15 protein-coding genes are annotated in these 19,981 nt (G+C 73.3%); 10 read left to right on the forward strand and 5 right to left on the reverse strand.

The features are described from left to right. Window positions 1-47: 47 nt before the first annotated feature. Both AB0K43_RS03260 and AB0K43_RS03265 read right to left on the reverse strand, forming a co-directional pair. On the reverse strand, window positions 48-2,462 hold the full coding sequence (locus AB0K43_RS03260; protein ID WP_363635219.1) for a glycosyl hydrolase family 65 protein: 2,415 nt from the start codon (window positions 2,460-2,462) through the stop codon (window positions 48-50). Beyond that, entirely contained in the window at window positions 2,459-3,157 is a 699-nt protein-coding gene (locus AB0K43_RS03265) for a pyridoxamine 5'-phosphate oxidase family protein (protein ID WP_363635221.1), read from the reverse strand. Before AB0K43_RS03265 ends, AB0K43_RS03260 begins: the two co-directional genes overlap by 4 nt. 271 nt (window positions 3,158-3,428) lie before the next feature. Here AB0K43_RS03265 and AB0K43_RS03270 point away from each other — a divergent pair, with 271 nt between their 5' ends. The 5 genes from AB0K43_RS03270 (at window position 3,429) to AB0K43_RS03290 (ending at window position 10,565) form a co-directional block, all read left to right on the forward strand. Continuing rightward, complete coding sequence (locus AB0K43_RS03270) at window positions 3,429-6,173, forward strand: GNAT family N-acetyltransferase (protein WP_363635223.1); 2,745 nt, start codon at window positions 3,429-3,431, stop codon at window positions 6,171-6,173. After that, on the forward strand, window positions 6,170-6,865 hold the full coding sequence (locus AB0K43_RS03275) for a CBS domain-containing protein (protein ID WP_363635225.1): 696 nt from the start codon (window positions 6,170-6,172) through the stop codon (window positions 6,863-6,865). The genes AB0K43_RS03270 and AB0K43_RS03275 overlap by 4 nt, the downstream gene beginning before the upstream one ends. A 651-nt stretch (window positions 6,866-7,516) precedes the next feature. Continuing rightward, a complete protein-coding gene (locus AB0K43_RS03280; protein WP_363635227.1) occupies window positions 7,517-8,416 on the forward strand; it encodes a universal stress protein in 900 nt (299 codons plus the stop codon). Between the two features lie 131 nt (window positions 8,417-8,547). Next, entirely contained in the window at window positions 8,548-9,591 is a 1,044-nt protein-coding gene (locus AB0K43_RS03285; RefSeq protein ID WP_363635229.1) for a zinc-dependent alcohol dehydrogenase family protein, read from the forward strand. 320 nt (window positions 9,592-9,911) lie between these two features. Then, window positions 9,912-10,565 carry a hypothetical protein gene (locus tag AB0K43_RS03290; protein ID WP_363635231.1) on the forward strand — a complete coding sequence of 218 codons (654 nt, stop codon included), beginning with the start codon at window positions 9,912-9,914 and terminating at the stop codon, window positions 10,563-10,565. Window positions 10,566-10,716: 151 nt separating this feature from the next. Here AB0K43_RS03290 and AB0K43_RS03295 read toward each other — a convergent pair whose 3' ends face one another. Beyond that, complete coding sequence (locus AB0K43_RS03295; RefSeq protein ID WP_363635233.1) at window positions 10,717-12,243, reverse strand: HAMP domain-containing sensor histidine kinase; 1,527 nt, start codon at window positions 12,241-12,243, stop codon at window positions 10,717-10,719. Beyond that, on the reverse strand, window positions 12,240-12,965 hold the full coding sequence (locus AB0K43_RS03300) for a response regulator transcription factor (protein WP_363635235.1): 726 nt from the start codon (window positions 12,963-12,965) through the stop codon (window positions 12,240-12,242). Before AB0K43_RS03300 ends, AB0K43_RS03295 begins: the two co-directional genes overlap by 4 nt. A gap of 313 nt (window positions 12,966-13,278) precedes the next feature. On the opposite strand from AB0K43_RS03300, the gene AB0K43_RS03305 reads away from it, so the two are divergent. The 4 genes from AB0K43_RS03305 (at window position 13,279) to AB0K43_RS03320 (ending at window position 17,469) form a co-directional block, all read left to right on the forward strand. Further along, entirely contained in the window at window positions 13,279-14,559 is a 1,281-nt protein-coding gene (locus tag AB0K43_RS03305; RefSeq protein ID WP_363635237.1) for a ferredoxin reductase family protein, read from the forward strand. 41 nt (window positions 14,560-14,600) lie between these two features. Next, window positions 14,601-15,077 carry an FMN-binding protein gene (locus tag AB0K43_RS03310; RefSeq protein ID WP_363635239.1) on the forward strand — a complete coding sequence of 159 codons (477 nt, stop codon included), beginning with the start codon at window positions 14,601-14,603 and terminating at the stop codon, window positions 15,075-15,077. Window positions 15,078-15,079: 2 nt separating this feature from the next. Continuing rightward, window positions 15,080-16,051: an FAD:protein FMN transferase gene (locus tag AB0K43_RS03315; protein ID WP_363635241.1), complete on the forward strand. Its 972-nt coding sequence runs from the start codon at window positions 15,080-15,082 to the stop codon at window positions 16,049-16,051. Window positions 16,052-16,113: 62 nt separating this feature from the next. After that, a complete protein-coding gene (locus AB0K43_RS03320; RefSeq protein ID WP_363635243.1) occupies window positions 16,114-17,469 on the forward strand; it encodes a GH1 family beta-glucosidase in 1,356 nt (451 codons plus the stop codon). Window positions 17,470-17,481: 12 nt separating this feature from the next. Here the strand turns inward: AB0K43_RS03320 and galT are convergent, their stop codons facing one another. Beyond that, window positions 17,482-18,585: a galactose-1-phosphate uridylyltransferase gene (gene galT / locus AB0K43_RS03325; RefSeq protein ID WP_363635245.1), complete on the reverse strand. Its 1,104-nt coding sequence runs from the start codon at window positions 18,583-18,585 to the stop codon at window positions 17,482-17,484. Window positions 18,586-18,789: 204 nt separating this feature from the next. Here galT and AB0K43_RS03330 point away from each other — a divergent pair, with 204 nt between their 5' ends. Further along, window positions 18,790-19,647: a DeoR/GlpR family DNA-binding transcription regulator gene (locus AB0K43_RS03330; protein ID WP_363635247.1), complete on the forward strand. Its 858-nt coding sequence runs from the start codon at window positions 18,790-18,792 to the stop codon at window positions 19,645-19,647. Window positions 19,648-19,981: the final 334 nt, after the last annotated feature.

The raw sequence follows: 19,981 nt of genomic DNA on the forward strand, positions 1-19,981 counted from the left end.
TGATGCGTCACCTGCCTCGACCACCACGGGCCGGGGACGGCCCGGACTCAGACCGTGAAGCGGTGGGCCTCGCCCGGCCGGATGGTCGTGGCCGAGCCGCGGAAGCCGACCCGGATGGGGTCCTGCCGGCTCTCGCGGAGGCTGACCGTGACGGTGCTGCGGTCGACGGAGAGGGCGATGCCCCAGTGGCCGCGGTACCGGAGATCGAGTTCCATCCGGCCGATCGCCGACGGCAGGCGGGGGTCGAGCCACAGGGTGTCCTCGCGGATCTCCAGGCCGGTGTAGCAGCGTTGGAGGAGATCGACGGTGCCGGCCATGGCGCCGAGGTGGATGCCCTCCGCAGTGGTGCCGCCCTGGACGTCGCGCAGGTCGCCGTCGAGGGCGTCGCGGAAGTAGCGCCAGGAGGCGCGGCGGTCGGTGCGGGTCAGGACCCAGGCGTGCACCACGGCGCTGAGTGTCGAGCCGTGGACGGTGCGCCGCAGGTAGTGGTCGGTCGTGCGGCGCAGCAGCTCGTGGCCGGCCGGACAGCCGAGCCGGCGCAGGAGGTCGCGGACCTCGCGGGCGGAGAACAGGTAGAACAGCATGAGCACGTCCGCCTGCTTGGACGCCTTGTAGCGGTTGACCGTGTCGCCCTCGGCCTCCAGGATCCGGTCGAGCCGGCGCAGGTCGGGGTAGCGCCGACGGTAGGCCGCCCAGTCGAGTTCGGCCAGACGTTCGTACCCGTCGAACTGACTGAGCACGCCGTCGTGGAACGGCACATGCAGGCGGCGGCTCAACTCCTGCCAGCGGTCGAGCTCACCCTGGTCGAGCCCGAGCCGCTCCAGCAGCTCGTCGCGCCGGTAGCCCGGCAGGACGTCGACCGTGTCGAGGGCGCGGGCGATCACCCAGGAGGCCAGCACGTTGGTGTAGGTGTTGTCGTCCAGCCCGGGCCGGTCCGACCAGGGGTAGGCGTCGTGGTACTCGTCAGGCCCGAGGACGCCCCGGATCGAATACCGTTCACGCGCGGGGTCCCAGGTCGCGGCCGAGGACCAGAAGCGGGCGATCTCCAGGAGCATCTCGGCGCCGGTCGTGGCGAGGAAGTCCGTGTCACCGGTGGCCTGGTAGTGCTGCCAGACGTTGTACGCGACGGCGGAGCCGACGTGATGCTGGAGGTGGGTCCGGTCGGGCAGCCAGCGCCCGGACAGCGGGTTCAGGTGCAGCTGCTGGGACTCCTCACGGCCGTCCGAGGCGCTCTGCCAGGGGTACATCGCGCCGCGCAGGCCGGCTGCCCGGGCGGCCTGCCGGGCGGTGTCGAGCCGGCGGTGGCGGTAGCGCAGCACGGCCCGGGCCAGCTCGGGAAAGCGCACGTTGAGCAGCTGGAGGACGAACAGCTCGTCCCAGAAGACGTGACCGCGGTAGGCCTCGCCGTGCAGGCCCCGCGCCGGGATGCCGACGTCGAGGTCGACCGAGTGCTCGGAGTAGGTCTGCAGCAGGTGGAACAGGTGCAGTCGCACGGCGCCGATACCGTCGAAGTCCGCGTCGATCCGGCACCGGCGCCACAGCTCCGTCCACCGCAGGGCATGGTCACGGACGAGACGGTCGAAGTCCGGGGCCTGCGTCACCAGCGTGCGGGCGGCGCGAAGGGGCGCGCCGATGGCCGGGTCGCGGGAGGTGTGAACCGCCACCGTCTTCTCGACGGTGACGGGTGATCCCTGCTGCGCCTCCAGGACCAGGACCTGGGCGGCCAGACCCTCCCTGACCTCGTCGGTACGGGCCGCCGGAAGGGGGGTTCCGGCCTGGTGCGCGCGGGTGCGGGCGGCGAGTGCGATGCGCAGCGGCGACCCGGTGGCGGCCACCTGGAGCCACAGGGTGCCGTCGGGGTCCGCGCCCTGTCCGTCGGGCACGAGGTGACGGCTGGTCAGGCCGCGGTAGCGTGCGACGCCCGTGTTGGACACGTCCCCGTCGAGCGCCGAGCGGACCTCCAGCCGGCCGGACCAGTTCTCGGGGACCAGTTCGGTCTCCAGCGCGAGCAGGTGCGGCTGGGCCTGGCTGGCGATCCGGCGCTGGGTCAGCCGGGTCCGGCGGCCCTGCTCGTCCACGACCAGGGCGCGCCGGGTCAGTACGCCGCGGCGCAGGTCCAGTTCCAGCTGCTCGGTCGCGGCGGGACCGGTGAACCAGGTGCCGTCCAGCGGGCGGAAGGTGAGGGGGAGCCAGTTCGGGCAGTTGATCAGGTCTTCGTTGTCGACGGTGCGGCCGGCGACGACGGAGATCGCACGGTCGTAGCAGCCTGCCAGGTAGGTGCCGGGGTAGTGGACGCCGTCCGCACGGGACTCGGGGGCGGCCGCCCGGCTGACCAGGTAGCCGTTGCCGACCGCGCAGAGCACCTCCCGGATGCCCTCCGCCGCCGGGTCGAAGCCCTCGTAGCCCAGATGCCAGGGGTCGGAAGGAATGGAGCCCTGGGGGCGTGTGCGTCCGTGCCTCACGGTGCGTCGTCGGAGGGCGTCGCCTCGGAGGTGCGGATGATGCGTCCGGTGATCTTGCCCGGGCGGATCCGCACCCAGGTGTCGCGCCGACCGCCTGCCCAGGGCCGGGGGTCGGCGTGTCTCCCGAACCACTCCATGGCATCCGCCTCGGTGACCTGATGCGCCGGGCCGGTGACGAGGACGCTCCAACCGGTGCTGAGAGCCTCGTCGAGCTGGTCGACCTCGAAGGCGACGCGCGCGCCCACCGCGGTGGCGGCGGTGCTCCGCTCGGTGGTGCGATAGAGCACGGTACCGTCCAGAACGCGGTAGTTGACCGGTACGACCTGTGGACCTTCGGCTGTCGATACGGCGACCCGGCCGACACCGCCCGGTGCCATCTTCGCCCAGCACTCCCAGGGCTGCAGCTCCTCCACCACCGGGCGCAGCGGCGGTCCCGCCTGGCCGGGCGGCAGGTCGAGGCTGCCGCCGAGCAGGTACCAGACCGAGGTGTCGAGCGCGCCCGCGAGCTCGGTGATCGTCTCCAGATCGACGGCGGCCGGCCGCGACTCCAGGTACTCGAGGTAGTTGACGGCCATGCCGGACCTGGCTGCCACGTGCTCACGGGTGAGGCCCAGCTGCTCACGGCGGTGTGCGACACGGCGGCCGACATCGCCGGGGTCCGCGGTGCGACCGCGAGCCGTTGCACTCATGAACATCGTCCCTCTCCTGTCACGGGCACCGTCACCCGGCCGGCAGCCGTCGGCCGTGGCTTGCTCAGTCTCATCGTTCGCCGGGCCAGGGTCCCGGCACCAGGGCCGTTCGGGCCCGAAGACCAGGCAACGGGCCCCAACCGTGCGGGCCCGCGCCTTCCCGGCCGCTCTTGCGGGCCGACCGGCCCTGGCGTGCCACGGCGATGCGGGCAGACGCTGGAGTCAGACCCGCCACAGCGTGCTCCGCCGTGGTCGGGCCGGACCGAGGGAGTCGCCGATGTCCACCGCCCAGCACCTGCCGCCCACCGCAGAGGCCCTGCTGGCCGACGGGACCACCGCGATCATCCGGCCGCTCGGACCTGAGGACCGGGCCGCCGCGCTCGACCTGCATGCCGTGCGGATGTCCGAGGCGAGCCGCCGGATGCGCTTCTTCGGCGTCAGCCGCCTGGCACCGCGGCTCGCTGCCGACCGGCTGTGCGGGCCGCCGCGGCCCGGGTTCCTCGCGTTGGGCGCCTGGGCCGGTGACGAGCTGGTCGGAGAGGCCGACTACGAGGCCGAGGCGGGTCACCCGGACACCGCGGAACTGGCCCTGTCCGTGGCGGACGCCTGGCAGCACCGCGGCGTGGGGACCCTGCTGATCGAGCACCTGGTCCACGCGGCCCGCGAGCGCGGCATTCATGCGATCGAGGCCGACACCCTCGCCGGTAACAGGGCCGTCCACAAGCTCTTCTCCGACCTCGGGCTACCCGTCCACCGCCACCTCGAGCAGGGCGAGATCCGGGTCCGGGTGCCGCTCGACGAGACCGACGAGCACTACCGCGAGGCGGTCGACCAGCGCGGCCGCGCCGCCGGTGTGGCCAGTCTCGCTGCTTTGCTGAGGCCTCGCTCGGTCGCGGTGGTCGGTGCCTCCAGACGACCTGGGTCGGTCGGGCAGGCGGTCCTGCTCAAGATCCGCGGGGGTGGGTTCACCGGTCCGGTGTGGGCGGTCAACCCACAGGCCGAGACGGTCGCGGGCCAGCCGGCCCATCCGTCGGTCGCTGCCCTCCCTGAGGTGCCCGACCTCGCGGTGCTGGCCGTTCCGCCCCCCGCGGTGGCCGGCGTGGCGCAGGAGTGCGGCCTGGCCGGGGTCCGGGCCCTGGTGGTCCTCACCTCCGGCCTGGACGCCGCCACCGCCCGGCAGCTCATCCACGCCTGCCGGCGCCACAGCATGCGCCTGGTCGGCCCGAACAGCCTCGGCGTCGCGCAGACCGACCCGCAGGTCCGCCTGGACGCCGAGTTCGGCGGTGCCTTCCCGCTGCCCGGAACCGCAGGGGTGGCCGCGCAGTCAGGAGGGGTCGGCATCGCCCTGATGGAGCGGCTCGCCTGGCTCGGCATCGGCGTCTCCAGCTTCGTCTCGCTCGGGGACAAGTACGACGTCAGCGGCAACGACCTGCTCCAGTGGTGGGAGAGCGACGGTTCGACCGACCTGGCCCTGCTCCACCTCGAATCCTTCGGCAGCCCCCGCGCCTTCGCCCGCACCGCCCGCCGGGTCACCCGGAAACTCCCCGTGCTCACCGTGGACGCCGGGCGCTCCGCGGCCGGGCGCCGCGGCGCCGCCTCGCACACGGCCGCCGCCGCGACCCCGACCGTCACCCGGGAGGCACTGTTCCGCCAGGCCGGCATCACCGCTGCCCGCAGCATCGCCGAACTGGTCGAGACCGCGGCCCTCCTGCACAGTCAGCCACTGCCCGGCACCCGCGGCACCGTCGCCGTGGTCTCCAACGCCGGCGGCATCGGCATCCTGGCCGCCGACGCCTGCAGCGAGGCAGGGCTGAACCTGCCGACGCTGCCCGCCGACCTGGCGGCCGAGCTGCTCGCCCTGCTACCCGCCGGCGCGAGCGTCACCAACCCCGTGGACACCAGCGCAGGTGCCGAGCCCGCAGAACTGCGCCGGTGCATCGACGCAGTGGTACGCAGCGGAGCCGTGGACGCCCTGCTGGTCTGCCTGGTGCCGACCGCCCTGTCCGTGAACGGCCAGCAGGACCCGGTCCGCGCGCTGCTGGACGCACCGGCCCGACGGAACATCCCCATGGCCGCCGTCATGATCAGCCAGGAGGTACCGGTCCGGTGTCTCACGTGCGCGGACGGCGGCCGGCTCCCCGTCTACGCCGACTCGGCCGCCGCCGCCCGGGCCTTCGCCCACGCGCGGGACCGGGCGCGATGGCTGGCCGAACCGACCGGCCCCGACGCCCAGGCCACCGGTACCGACCCCGAGGCGGCCCGGCGGCTCGCCGACGAATTCCTCGCAGCGCACCCGATCGGCGGCTGGCTCGACCCCGCGGCAACCGCCCAACTCCTGGAGCGCTACGGGCTCCCGCTCACCATGTCCCGCTGGGCCCGGGACGAACACGCCGCCGTCATCGCCGCGCAGTCCCTGCGCCCGGTCGGCTACGACGGGAAGGTCGCGCTGAAGGCCTACTGGCCGGATCAGGTCCACAAGAGCGCGGCCGGAGCAGTCCGTACCGGCCTCGACCTGGACAGCGAAGTCCGCACGGTCTACCGCGAGTTCACCCGGCGCTTCGGCGACCGGATGGCCGGCGCCGTCGTCCAGCCGATGGCCGAGCCCGGCCTCGAACTGCTCGCCGGCATCGTGAAGGACCACGTCTTCGGCCCGTTGGTCGTCCTCGGCCTCGGCGGCACCGCCACCGACCTCCTCGACGACCGCTCCACCCGGCTCGCCCCGCTCACCGAACGCGACCTCACCACGATGGTCACCGAACTGCGCGGCGCCCCGCTGCTCCTGGGCCGTCCGGGCCTGCCACCGGTCGACCTGGCGGCCGTGCAGCGGGTGCTCGCCGCACTGTCCCGGCTGGCCACCGACCTCCCGCACGTCGCCGAGGCCGACCTCAACCCCCTGATCGCCCGGCCCGACGGACTCGTCTGCGTCGACGCCCGGATCCGCCTGGAACCCCTGCCCGACTACGACCCGTACCTGCGCCGGCTGCGCCGGCCGCCGAGCATCGGCGCCCCGGAGGAACGATGAACCACAGCATGCTCGACGGCATGCCGAGCGGGTCCTTCGCCGACCCCGGCACCGCGCGGGCCGTCGGCGGGGCCCCGGTCCGCGACTGGATGACCCGGCCCGCCATCGCCGTCGTCCCGACCTCCGATTTCGCCACCATGGTCACCGTGATCACCGCCTCCCGGCGCGGCGTGCTGCCGGTGGTCTCACCGGACGGCGCCCCGATCGGCGTGGTCGCGGCCTCGGACCTGCTCGCGGCCTACACCGGCGAGGAGAGCGCCCGCGGCGGCCCGGCCGAGGTCACCGCAGGCGACCTGATGACCACCCCCGCCGTCACCGTGGCGCAGGACCGGACGGTCGGCGAGGCTGTCCGCATCGCCCGTCGTGCGTCCGTGCACCACCTCCCGGTCGTGGACAGCGACGGCCGGCTGGCCGGGATCCTCTCTCCGCACGACCTGCTGGACTCGCTGCGGACGGACGACGAGGCGATTCGCACCGAGGTACTGGCCCTGGCTCTCACACCCGGCTCCGGCGTGGCACCGAGCTCGCTGCGGGTGCGCTGCGAACGCGGTCGTGTCGTCCTGGCCGGACGGACCCGGTTGCGTGCCGACGCGGCCGCCCTGTGCCTCCGGGTCGCGGCCGTCGACGGCCTCGTCGGGCTCACCGACCACCTCCGATGGGACATCGACGACGTCCCGGCCGGCACTGCCTGAGCACCGCCCCATGTGCCCGGACGGCACCGGTTCGGCGGCTCGGTGGCTCGGTGGCTCGGTGGCTCGGCGGACGAGCACGCGCTGCGGCGCCGTCGTCCAGCAGGTCGGGACGCAGTTCGGGGGAGCGGGCGGCGAACGCGTCCGGGTGGATCTGAAAGGCCGCGAGTGCCATCGGACTGCCGAGCTGCGCCGCCGCAACCGGCGCCCGCCCCCGGGTGGCCGTCCCGGTACGCGGTCACCACGAAGGCGGCGAGCATCGGGCCGAGCAGGGAGGAAGAACTGCGCGGTGGATCTGTCGGACCGTGCGGGGAGCACGGCCCCGGGCGAGGTGTTGTCCGAATGGTCATCGTGCGGGCAGGCCCGTCATCGGACGAGGACATCGCCGGCTCCTTCCCCGGGCTCGTGCATGGGCCCGGAGCCCCCTCCAGCAGGGCCGGACGGCCCCCGAGCGGGCCTGAAGGACCCAGGGCCCGGCCCGGCGCCGCGCGGCACGGGGGCCGACCACCGCCTCCGGTCCGGCCGACAGCTGACAGTGCCGGTTGCCGGTGCGGGATCGCCGTCCGAGGATCGACAGTAGGGCAGCGCTGCTGGTCCCGAGGAGCGTTCCGGCTTGCCCTGGCGCCTTGCCTGCACGGAGCGAAGGAGCATGTCATGGCACGTCCAGTGATCGTCGGGGTCGACGATCCCGAGAGCGCGGGCGCGGCCGTCGACTGGGCCGCGGACGAAGCCCGGTCCCGGGGGATGCGCCTGCACCTCGTCCACGCGTGGCTGTGGGAGCCTGATCAGGCACCGGAGTCGCTGGACGCCCGGGCGGCCAGGCGCGCGGGCGAGGACGCACTGCGGGTGGTCGCCGAGCGTGCCGCGGCCCGGCACCCGGACATCGAGGTCAGCAGCGGGGTCGTGGACACCAGCCCGCGCGAGGCGCTGGTCGCCCTCAGCGCCGAGGCCGGGCTGCTCGTGCTGGGCTCACGGGGGTCCGGCGGGTTCCAGGGGCTGCTCGTCGGGTCCACCAGCCTGCACGTCGCCGCGCACGCCGCCTGCCCCGTCGTCGTCGTCCGGACACCCGCTACCGACGCGACGGACGGCATCGCGGTCGGGGTGGAGGGGCGCGAGCCGTCCGATGACCTCCTCGAGTTCGCATTCGACAGCGCCCGCAGGCACGGCCTGCCGCTTCGCGCGATCCACGCCTGGAGCTACCCGCTGATCCTCGGCCCGGGCCACACGCTCCCGCCCGTGTACGAGTCCGGCCACGTGGTGGCCGAGGAGCAGCGGCTTCTCGCCGAGGTCATGGCCGGTTGGCAGGAGAGGTATCCCGATGTACCGGTCGAGGAGGACGCCGTACGGGCCGGGCCCGCCAGACACCTGGTGGCCCTGTCGAGGACGCACCAACTGGTCGTCGTGGGCCGCCACGGTACGCCGGAGGGTCCGTTCGGCCGCCTCGGTTCGGTCAGCCAGGCCGTCGTCCACCACGCCCACTGTCCGGTCGCCGTCGTACCCCCGCCCGGTCCCCGGCCGCAGAACGTGCGCTTCGGACCTGCGGACGGCGCGTGAGCGGCCACCCGGGGCGGGCCCGGCCCGGGTGGCCCTGACGCCCGGGACCGACCGGCCCTACGGCGTGGTGCCCAAAGCCGCGCATCATCGAAGGTGAGAGCCACCTTCGACAACGCGGAGAGTGATCGGGCATGAAGGCGCTGACCTACCACGGCCCCGGTCGCCGCACCTGGGGCGAGGTACCCGATCCGGTCGTCCTCGATCCGGCGGACGCCGTGGTACGAGTGGACGCGGTGACCATCTGCGGCACCGATCTGCACATCCTCAGGGGTGACGTCCCCGAGGTGGCCGAGGGGCGCATCCTCGGCCACGAGGCTGTCGGCACCGTCACCGGGACCGGACCGGGCGTCAGGACGTTCGCTCCGGGCGATCGCGTCCTGGTCTCCTGCATCTCCGCCTGCGGGCGCTGCGCGTACTGCCGGACCGGCACGTACGGCCAGTGCACCGGCGGCGGTGGCTGGATCCTCGGTCACCTCGTCGACGGCACCCAGGCCGAGTACGTCCGGACCCCCTTCGCCGACAACTCCCTGCACAAGCTGCCCGCCGGGGTCACCGACGAGACCGCGCTGTTGCTGGCCGACATCCTGCCCACCTCCTACGAGGTCGGCGTCCGCAACGGTCACGTCAGCCCCGGCGACACCGTCGTGATCGTCGGTGCCGGGCCGGTCGGGCTGGCCGCGATCACCACCGCCAAGCTCCACAGCCCCGCCCGGATCATCGCCGTCGACGTCGCCAGCGGCCGGCTCGAAGCCGCTCGACGAGCCGGCGCGGACGACACACTCGGAGTCGACGACGACACCGACGAGGCGATCCGCGCTCTGAGCCTCGACGGCCTCGGCGTCGACGTGGCCGTCGAGGCCGTCGGCGTCCCCGAATCCTTCGAGCTCTGTACCCGAGTCGTCCGCCCCGGCGGGCGGGTCGCCAACGTCGGCGTCCACGGCAGACCTGCCGCACTCCACCTCGAAACCCTGTGGATCAAGAACATCACCATCACCACCGGCCTGGTCGACACCAGCAGCACCCCGCTGCTCCTGCGCATGGTGGCCGCCGGGCAGCTGGACGTCTCGGCCCTGGTCACCCACAGGTTCGGCCTGGACGAGATGCAGGACGCCTACGACGTGTTCGCCGACGCGGGCGACAACGGCGCCCTCAAGGTCGCCCTGTTCAGGACCTGACCGGCGGTGGACGGCCCGCCGGGGGCCGTGAGCAGGGCCGGTCGGCGCACCTCGCAGCCCGACCGACCCCCGCGCCGGGCGACAGGGACGCGGCACGCCGGCCGGTAGGCGGCGAGCTTCGGCCGTCGGACCCACCCGAAGGAGATCGGCGTCATGTGCATGAACTCATACGGCGACGCCCCCTGACCGTCCACCCGGAGCTCGTCATCGGCCGACGGTTCGGGTCATGATCCGACCTGCACACCTCGGGCGCACGCCCGCCCCGGCCGCCGAGAAGCGAAAGCCAGTCGTCCCCGGAACTCCTCGGAGAGGAGAGCACCATGGCACCCGGAGCGTCCAGGACCACGGGCGACGCCGCCAGGAGCACCCTCCGACGGCACATCCGGCGAGCGGCAGGCCGGGAGACCAATCCCCTGAGCCGCCACAGTGATGTCCAACGCAGCCGTATCGCCATCGCCCTGACGCTCGCCCTGGCCATCTCCTTCGCCCTCGCGATGCTGGTGTCCCTCTCCGTGCTACGAATCGACCAGCGACAGGCACGGTACGAGGGGCAGCACCGGCACCGGACCATCGCGACCACCGTCGCAGCGGCGGCGCCGGACGAGCCCGGTGCGCGCACCGGGACGGGGGGCTTCCACGCGCAGGCGGTGTGGCGGCTCCCGCCGGCCACGCGCGGCAGTGGGCCGGTCGAGGTCGCTCCGGCCGCCGGCGCGGGGACCGAGGTCGCCGTCTGGGTCGACGACCATGGCCGGGCGGTACCAGCGCCGCTGCCCGGAACGGAGGTCGTCACGAGGGCCGTCCTGGCCGGGGCCGGAGCCCTGGCCGCGCTGTCCGGCGCGGCGCTCACGGGCTACCTGCTCGGGTGCCGGGTGATCGGCCGGACGGTGTCGGCGGCCTGGGAGAAGGAGTGGGAGGGCGTGGAGCCCCGGTGGTCCGGCCGTCCGCGGCACCACCCGGAGGCCGGCGACCAGTGATCGCCCGCGCCGCACGATCCGTCGCCCGGAGCAATCGGCAACGCCGTCCCGTGCCCGGCGCATCGCGCTGCGGTCCCCAGCCTGGTCCGGGCCTCGACAGGGCGATCGGAGAGGGCCGACAGGCGTGCCGCGGTGCTCGGGCGGGGCCGCTTCACGCCGTGCCGGCTGGCGCCTCCAGGGGGAGGGCCACGGTGAAAACGGTATGACCGGGGCGGCTGGAGAGGGTCACGGTGCCGCTGTGGGCGGCCACGACGGCCTGCACGATCGCCAGTCCCAGCCCGGTGCTCCCGTGCGTCCTGGATCGGGCCCGGTCGCCGCGTACGAAGCGTTCGAAGATCCGGGGCGCGATCTCGGGGTCGATCCCGGGGCCGGTGTCGGTGACGGTGAGCAGCGCCCGGCCGCCACCGCGTTCGAGCGCCAGCGTCACCTCGGTGCCGTCGGGGGTATGGGCGCCGGCGTTGGCGAGCAAGTTGGCCACCACCTGGCGGAGCCGGTCACCGTCCCCCGGGACCACCACCGGTTCCTCGGACAGGTCGAGCCGCCAGCGGTGGCGCGGTCCGGCGGCGCGGGCGTCGTCGGTGCCGTCCAGAGCCAATCGGGTCAGGTCGACGCTGCCGAGGGCGAGTGGCCGCCCCGCGTCGAGCCGGGCCAGCAGGAGCAGGTCCTCGACGATGGCCCCCATCCGCCGGGACTCGGCGTCGATGCGGGTGAGCGAGTGGCGTACCGGCTCGGCCGTCGGGCCGGGGTGCCGCAGGGCCAGTTCGGCGTGGCCCCGGACGGTGGCCACCGGGGTGCGCAGTTCGTGGCTGGCGTCCGCGGCGAACGCCCGCAACCGCTCCTCGACGGCCTGGCGCTGGGCGAGGGCGTCCTCGACGTGCCCGAGCATCCGATTGAGCGCCGCACCGACCCTGCCGACCTCGGTCCGGATGTCGTCCTCCCGCACCCGGACGGTGAGTTCGACCTCCCCGCTGGCCAGCGGCAGGCTCCCGACGCGTTCGGCCGCTGCCACGACGCGGTCGAGCGGGCGCAGGGAGAGACGGATCCAGAACGCGCCGGCCGCCGTGGCGGCTGCCAGCGCGATGGCGAACACCACCACTTCCACACTGACGAGTTGATGGGTCGTCGCCTCCAGCGGGCGCAGCGGCAGCCCGGTGACCAGGACATCGCCGTCCTGGCCGGCGAAGGCGCGCACCCGGTAGCCTCCGAGCCCGGACAGGCGGACGCTTCGTGCCGCGCCGCCGACCGGCAGCGCGGCCAGTGCCCGTTGGTCGGTGGTGGCCAGCTGTACCTGGTCGTCGGTGTCGGCCGGGGTGTTTCCGGCGGCGACCCCGGCATCGTCGGCGTCGCCGTCGACCACGCCGGCGTTGGTCACCCTGCCGTCGAGCAGCCGGGCGCCGAAGGTACCGGGTGCCTGGGCGCGGGTGTCGCTTCGACTCCCCGCGGTTCCCGGGCCTCGGGTGTCCCGGTGTTCCAGACTGGCGGCGTAGCGGCCGGAGGTGTCGGAGAGCTGCTGATCGAGGCGGTCGACCAGGAAGTGGCGGAGCGCCTCGGTGGTGGCGAGGGCGACCCCGCCGCAGGTCAGCAGGAGCAGGGCGAGCAGGCCGGTGACCAGACGGGCCCGCAGGGTGCGCGGCACGGGCAGACGCGCGGTGGCGCGGCGGGCCGCCGGGGCGATCACTGCGGCGCCTTGATCAGGTAGCCGGCCCCGCGAACGGTGTGAATCATCGGTGGCCGGCCGGCGTCGATCTTCTTGCGGAGATAGCTGATGTAGAGCTCGACCACGTGGGCCTGGCCGCCGAAGTCGTAGGACCAGACCGCATCCAGGATCTGCGCCTTGCTCAGGACCTGGCGCGGGTGGCCCATCAGAAGCCGCAGCAGTGCGAACTCGGTGGGGCTCAGGTCGACGGTGTCACCGGCGCGGGTGACCTCGCGGGCCTGATCGTCCAGCACCAGGTCCCCCAGGACCAAGGCGTGCGCCGGGGGTTCGACACGCTCCGGCCGTGCCGGCGCGGCCCGGCGCAGCAGGCCGCGAAGGCGGACCACCACCTCGGCGAGACTGAAGGGCTTGGTCACGTAGTCGTCCCCGCCGGCCGCCAGCGCGGCGATCCGGTCCTCCACGGCATCCCTGGCGGTCAGGAACAGCACGCGTACCTCCGGACCGGTGGCATGGATCCGCTCCAGCACCTGCATGCCGTCGAGGCTGGGAAGCATCATGTCCAGCACCACGGCATGCGGGTGCCAATCGGCGGCGATCGCCACGGCGCTCGGGCCGTCCTGCGCACCGCGCGCCTGCCAGCCCTCGTACCTGAGCGCGCCGCAGACCACCTCGACCAGGTCGGGTTCGTCGTCCACGACCAGGATCCGCCAGGGTGGCGGCTGGGCAGGGGAGGGGGTGTCCATGCGGGTCCAAAGGGCTCTGGGGCGGTGGCTGGATCCATTGTCGCTCCCCCGATGAGAAGGCTATGAGATCCACTTCTGCCGTTCACCCCGGCCGAACGTCACTGACCTGCGAGAACGCGCCGACCGATGGGCATCGGAGGCATCGCGTTCAGAGGGAACTGAGAGCTTGCGGTGCCAGGGTTGCCGAGCAGCGACGGCGAGTGCGAGTGGAGAGGAGGCCGGGATGGATGCACCGACACGAACGCGCGGTGTCCGACCGGCGGGGACGGCCGGCCACCGCCGGGTCGGGCGAGCCCTTCCACCCGGAACGGTGGTGCGGCTCGCGCAGGCACTGATCGCGGTGGGAGCCGCCGGAGTTCTGGCCGTCTGGTGGCAGGGCACGGCCGAAGTGAGCAGCGCCGCGGACTGGCTCACCGGTGCGGGGCGGATCACCGGCCTGCTGGCCGGGTACACCGCGCCGGTGCTGCTGCTCCTGATGGCCCGGATACCGCTGCTGGAGCGCGAGGTCGGCGCGGACCGCCTGGCGCGCTGGCACGCGGGCGGCGGTCGCTGGCTGGTCGGCCTGGTCGCCGCGCACGTCCTGACCGTCACCTGGGGCTACGCGCTGACAGACGGGCGCGGCCTGGTCGGCGAAGGGGTGCGGTTGGTGTTCCACTACCCCGAAATGATCAAGGCGGCGCTGGCAACTCTGATCATGTTCGGGACCGGTGCGGTGAGCGCCCGCGTGGCACGCCGCCGGATGAGCTACGAGCTCTGGTACTACCTGCACCTGGCGACGTACCTGGCGGTCGCACTCGGCTTCGGCCACCAACTTGCCGACGGTACCGACCTCGGCGGCGGTCCCGAGCGTGCCGTCTGGTACACGCTGTACCTCGGCACCGCCGCCCTGCTCGGCTGGTACCGCTTCGCCGTGCCCTCCTGGCGCGACCGCCGCCACCGGATGCGGGTGGCCGAAGTCCGGCAGGAGGGCCCGGGTGTGGTCTCGCTGTTCGTCACCGGCGAGCGCCTGGACCAACTCGGCGCCGAGGCGGGCCAGTTCTTCCGGCTCCAATTCCAGGCACCCGGGCTGCGCTGGGCCGCCAACCCGTACTCACTCTCCGCCCCGCCCCACCCGCGGTACCTCCGCTTCACCGTCAAGGACCTCGGCGGCCACAGTGCCGCCGTCGCCCGGCTCGAGCCCGGTACGCGCGTGCGGGCCGAGGGGCCGTACGGGGCGTTCACCGCCGGGCAGTGCAGGCAGCACAAGGTGCTGCTGCTCGGCGTCGGGGTCGGGATCACCCCGCTTCGCGCCCTGTTCGAGACCCTGCCCGGTCGGGTGACCCTCGTCCAGCGCGCCCGTCGGCCGCAGGACGTGCTCTTCCGGGATGAACTGGCCGCCGTCGCGACCGCCCGCGGCGCCCGGGTGCACGAGCTGCTCGGCACCCGCGCCCAGATCGGCGATCTCGGTGCCGCGCTCCGCCGGCTTCTCCCGGACCTCGCGGCGCACGAGGTCTACCTCTGCGGACCGCCGGCCTTCGGCGACGAGGCCGTACGAGTTCTGCGGGCCGCCGGGGTACGGCGCTCGCGGATCCACCTCGAATCCTTCGAACTCTGACCCGCCGATCGTCCCGGCCCCGACCGCTGAGGAGAACTCCCTTGCGCAGAGCCATCATCACCAGTACCGCCACCGTGGCAGGGGTGATCCTGCTGCTCTCGCTCAAACCGCACGACGTGGCCACGGGCGGCGGCGTCATCAGTTCCGGCGGCTCCGAGCCACTGCCCCCGACGGCCGCGTCCGCGCCCGCAGGCGCCGCCGCGGCCCCGTCGGCGACCTCCGCCCCGGCCACCGACCGGGCCTCGCGCTCGGTGACCGGCGACGCGGCCAACACCCGCTACGGGGCCGTCCAGGTCAAAATCACCCTGGACGGCAGGAGGATCGCGAAGATCGACGTGATCCGTTACCCCAGTCACGACCGCCGTGACCAGGAGATCAACAGCTTCGCCCTGCCACAGCTCAACCAGGAGGCGATCGCCGCCCAGAGTGCGCACATCGATGCCGTGTCCGGCGCGACGTACACCAGCGACGGCTACACCCGCTCGCTGCAGAGCGCCCTCGACCAGGCGGGGTTGTAGTGGTGGCCGCCGGCCCTCCGGCCCGGCGGGCCGCCCTGCGGCACGCCGAACATGTCATGGGCACGGTGTTCTCCTTCACCGTCCGCGATCCCACCGCCGCGACGGACCGCGCACTGCGCCGCATCGTCGAGCGGCTGCACCGGATCGACGAGGTGTTCTCCACCTACCGGCCCACGTCCGACATCAGCAGGCTCGGACGCGGCGAACTGACGCTCGCCCGGTGTGATCCGGACGTCGCCGAGGTGCTGGAACGCTGCCGTGAGGTTGCCATCGAAACCGACGGCTGGTTCACCGACCACCCCGGAGGCCGGCTCGACCCGAGCGGCTGGGTGAAGGGCTGGGCCGTGGAGGAGGCATCCCGGTACCTGCGCGCGGCCGGGTCCACCCGGCACAGTGTGGGTGGCGGCGGTGACGTCCAGACCTGCGGCGGCCCGTGGCGGATCGGTATCGCCGACCCGGTGCGCCCGGGCGGCCTCGCCGCCGTCGTCAGCGGTCATGACCTCGCGGTCGCCACCTCGGGTGTCGCAGAACGCGGAGCCCACATCTGGGACCCGCACACCGATCGCCCGGCCGGCGGCATGCTCTCCGTCACCCTGGTCGGCCGGTGGCTGGCCCGCACGGACGCCTGGGCCACCGCGGCCTTCGCCATGGGTTTCGCACGCGCGCTCGACCGGGTCGAGCAGCTCCCCGCGACCGAAGCCTTCGCCGTCCTGGAGGACGGCGCCCGGCGTTGGACCTCAGGCTTTCCGCGGCACCTCGCCCCTGCGCCACCGCCGGCCACCGGACCGGCACAGTGGGGTCCTTCGGGCACCGGCCGGCCATCCGTTGCTTCTGGGCCCGTCAGGTGCGGGCCGGTCCGCTGCGCCCGCACCGGGCCCGTGAGCGGGACGTTGCCCAGGTCGTCGACGGCGATGGCCCCCTGCGCAGATCACGAGTGCGGGCATGCCCCTGACGCGCCGGCGGAATGGAGATAACATGAGTACCCCTCATGTACTTCGCCCGCCGACCCGACGCCGCCTTGACCAGGGAGCCAGCCGTGCCGAACCGCCTCGACCTGCCCGAAGGCTTCCGCTGGGGTGTCTCCACCGCGGCCTACCAGATCGAGGGGGCGGTGGCGGAGGACGGGCGGGGGCCGTCCGTCTGGGACGTGTTCGCCGCCAGGCCCGGCGCGGTCAAGGACGGCCGGACGGGTGAGGTGGCCTGCGACCACTACCACCGGTATCCCGAGGACATCGCGCTGATGCGTGGCCTCGGCCTGGACGGCTATCGCTTCTCCATCGCCTGGCCCCGGATCCAGCCCACCGGCGCGGGTGCGGTGAACCCCGCCGGGCTCGCCTTCTACGACCGCCTCGTCGACGGCCTGCTGGAAGCCGGGATCACCCCGCTGCCGACCCTCTTCCACTGGGATCTCCCGCAGGCCCTGGAGGACGCTGATGGCTGGCTGAACCGCGACACCGCGTACCGCTTCGCCGAGTACGCCGCGGTCGTCGCCGACCGCCTCGGCGACCGGGTACCCGCCTGGATCACTCTCAACGAGCCCTTCGTGCACATGGTCTACGGCTACGCCCTCGGCATCCACGCCCCCGGCCGCGCCCTCATGCTGGACGCCCTCCCCGCCGCGCACCACCAACTCCTCGCCCACGGGCTGGCGGCCGCCGTCCTCCGCGAGCGAGGGCTGGACGTGATGATCGCCAACAACCTCACCCCGGTACGTGCCGCGAGTTCGGACCACGGTGATGCGGCGGCGGCCGCCGCGTACGACGCGCTGCACAACCGCCTGTTCACCGACCCGCTCCTGCTCGGGCGCTACCCCGACCTGTCGGCATTCGGGGTGCCGGAAGATCTCGGCGGAAGTGTGCGGCCGGGCGATCTGGAGATCATCGCCGGCCCCGGCCTCGACGGCCTCGGCGTCAACTACTACAACCCGACCCGGATCGCCGCACCGACCGAGCCAGGCCTCCCCTTCGGTGAAGCCCCGGTCGAGGGCGTCCCACGCACCGCCTTCGGCTGGCCGGTGGTGCCCGAGGGCCTTCGCGAACTGCTGCTCACCCTGGCCGAGCGCTACGGATCGGCGCTGCCGCCGATCACCATCACCGAGAACGGCTGTTCCGTCGCCGACGAGGTCCGGCCGGACGGCGCGATTCCCGACCAGGCACGCATCGACTACCTGGCCGGTCATCTGGACGCCCTCGCCGCCGCCGTGGACGACGGCGTCGATGTCCGCGGCTACTACACCTGGTCCCTGCTCGACAACTACGAATGGGCGGAGGGGTTCGGACAGCGCTTCGGCCTGGTCCACGTCGACTTCGGGACCCAGCGCCGCACCCCGAAGGCGTCGTACGCCTGGTACCGCGAGCTGATTACCGCCCACCGGGCGCGGCACCGCCCGTGACCAGGTGCCCGTTCAGGACGCGACCTCGCGGAGGCGTTCGGCGGCGTGCTCCGGTGCGACGTCGTTGACGAAGGCGTCCATGCCGGCCTCGACCCCGGCCAGGTACTTGAGCTTGCCGGCGGCGCGGCGGACGGTGAACAGCTCCAGGTGGAGGGCGAGTTCCGCGCCGCCGGTGGCGGGGGCCTGGTGCCAGGCGGAGATGTAGGGGGTCGGGGTGGCGTTCTCGTGGGTGTCGGCGGTGGTGAACAGCCGGTCGAAGCGGCGCAGCAGTTCCAGGTAGAGGCCGGGGAACTCGGCGCGTTCGGCTTCGGTGAGGTGGGTCAGGTCGGCCACCCGGCGGTTGGGGTAGAGGTGCACCTCGTAGGGCCAGCGGGCCGCGAAGGGCACGAAGGCGGTCCAGTGGCGGCCGGTGAGGACGGTGCGACGGGGGTCGGCGCGTTCGGCGGCGAGCAGGTCCTCGAAGAGGTTGCGGCCGGTGGCCTCGCGGTGCCTCGTGGCCTGTTCGACCATCCGGGCGGTGCGGGGCGTGGTGAAGGGGAAGGCGTAGATCTGGCCGTGCGGGTGGCCGAGCGTGACGCCGATCTCGGCGCCGCGGTTCTCGAAGCAGTAGACCTGCTCGACGCCCGGCAGGGTGTGGAGTTCGGCCGTGCGGTCGGTCCAGGCGTCCAGGACCAGGCGGGCGTGGTCCTCGTCCAGGTCGGCGAAGGAGGCGTGGTGGTCGGCGGTGAAGCAGACGACCTCGCAGCGGCCGGTGCCGGCGAGCGCGGTGCGCAACGGATCACCGGCGGGGTAGTCGGGGTCGCGGCTGTCCGCGGCGAGCGAGGGGAAGCGGTTCTCGAAGACGGCCACCTGGTAGTCGCCGGCGGGGATCTCGCTGGCCCGACCGTCCCGGGAGGGGCAGAGCGGACACTCGTCGGCAGGGGGCTGGTAGGTCCGGGCCTGGCGGTGGGCGGCGATGGTCACCCAGGCGCCGGTCACCGGGTCGCGGCGGATCTCCGAGCCGTTGGCCGAGGCATCCAGCGGCCGGAGGTCCACGGTGTCCCGGTCTGCTTGCACGTCTGTGTCGAAATAGATCAGCTCGCGCCCGTCGGCGAGCTTGCTGGTCGTCCTGATCACGGCTTCCTCTCGGCAAGGGTCCCGGGCGGCGAGTGCCTCGCTCCGACAGCGGAACTGCTGGACCACATAATCAAACATAAACAAGCAAAAAGCAACGAAGATCGATAGGGGCTGGAGAGTGCCCGCCGGACGGTACGTGGCCGGCCCCTGGCTCGTACCGCGGCGCGATACGTTGGTGGGAGGAGAGCCGCCCGGCGCGGGGACATGCCACATGCGGCCGCAGGCGGGATCAGGACGGAACTTGGGAGCGTCGTGGCAGATCAGGGCTTGCTGGCCCACCAGCGTCGAGCGCTCATCCTGGAGCACGTGCGCACGGACGGCGCCGTCCGGGTCGCCGACCTGGTCGAGGAGTTCGGCGTCTCCGACATGACCATCCGACGGGATCTCGACGCGCTGGCCCGCGGCGGCGGCCTCGCGAAGGTCCACGGCGGTGCCGTCGCCGTGACCGGGGCCACCGCCGACGAACCGGGCTTCGAGGCCAAGTCCACCCGCGAGTCCGCGGCCAAGGCGGCCCTCGCGGACGCGGCCGCCGGCCTGGTCAAGCCCGGCAGCGTCGTCGCGCTCTCCGCCGGCACGACCTCCTTCGCGGTCGCCTCCCGACTGCTCACCGTCGCGAATCTGACCGTGGTCACCAACTCCCTGCCGGTCGCCGACCTGCTGCGCACCGCCGGTCGGGAGCTGGGCAGCGCGGCGCCGACCTTGCTGCTGACCGGCGGCAGCCCGACCCCCTCGGCGGCGCTGGTGGGCCCGCTGGCCGACCAGGCGATCAGCAGCCTCCACACGGACCTTCTGATCCTCGGCACGCACGGCGTCTCCGAGCAGGCCGGGCTCACCACCCCCAACCTCGCCGAGGCCAGGACCAACCGTGCCCTGGTGGCCGGGGCCCGCCGGGTGGCGGTGGTCGCCGACCACACCAAGTGGGGTGTGGTGGCCTTGAGCTCCTTCGCGGCCCTGACCGAGGTCGACTGCTTCGTGACGGACGACGGGCTTGACGACCAGGCCCGTGAGGTGCTGGCCGACACGGTCGGCGAACTCGTCATCGCACCCGTCACCGGCGACTGACGGAGCCTCGCGGTGCGGCGGTGACTCGGTGTTCCCGGTGTTCCCGGTGTTCCCGCAGACGATGCCGGTGGCGTCCGATCAGGTGGACGCCACCGGCACGGTTGGCGATGCGGCCGACCCTCAGCGGCCGTCGCCGTTCCGCCGGGCGTGCCCTGTCTGGCCGGCGCCCCTTTGCAGCGGCTGTGAACGGCAGGGTGCCCGGTGGAGTTCGGGGGTGCGGAGAAGTGTGGTGCGCCGTCGTCAGGCGGGGAGGCCGACGGCGCGTTCGCCGTTGCGGCGCTGCTGGATGACGACGGCGACGACGAGCAGGGCGCCCTGGGCGACGTTCTGCCAG

This window comes from Kitasatospora sp. NPDC049258, from assembly GCF_040678895.1.
Lineage (GTDB): Bacteria > Actinomycetota > Actinomycetes > Streptomycetales > Streptomycetaceae > Kitasatospora.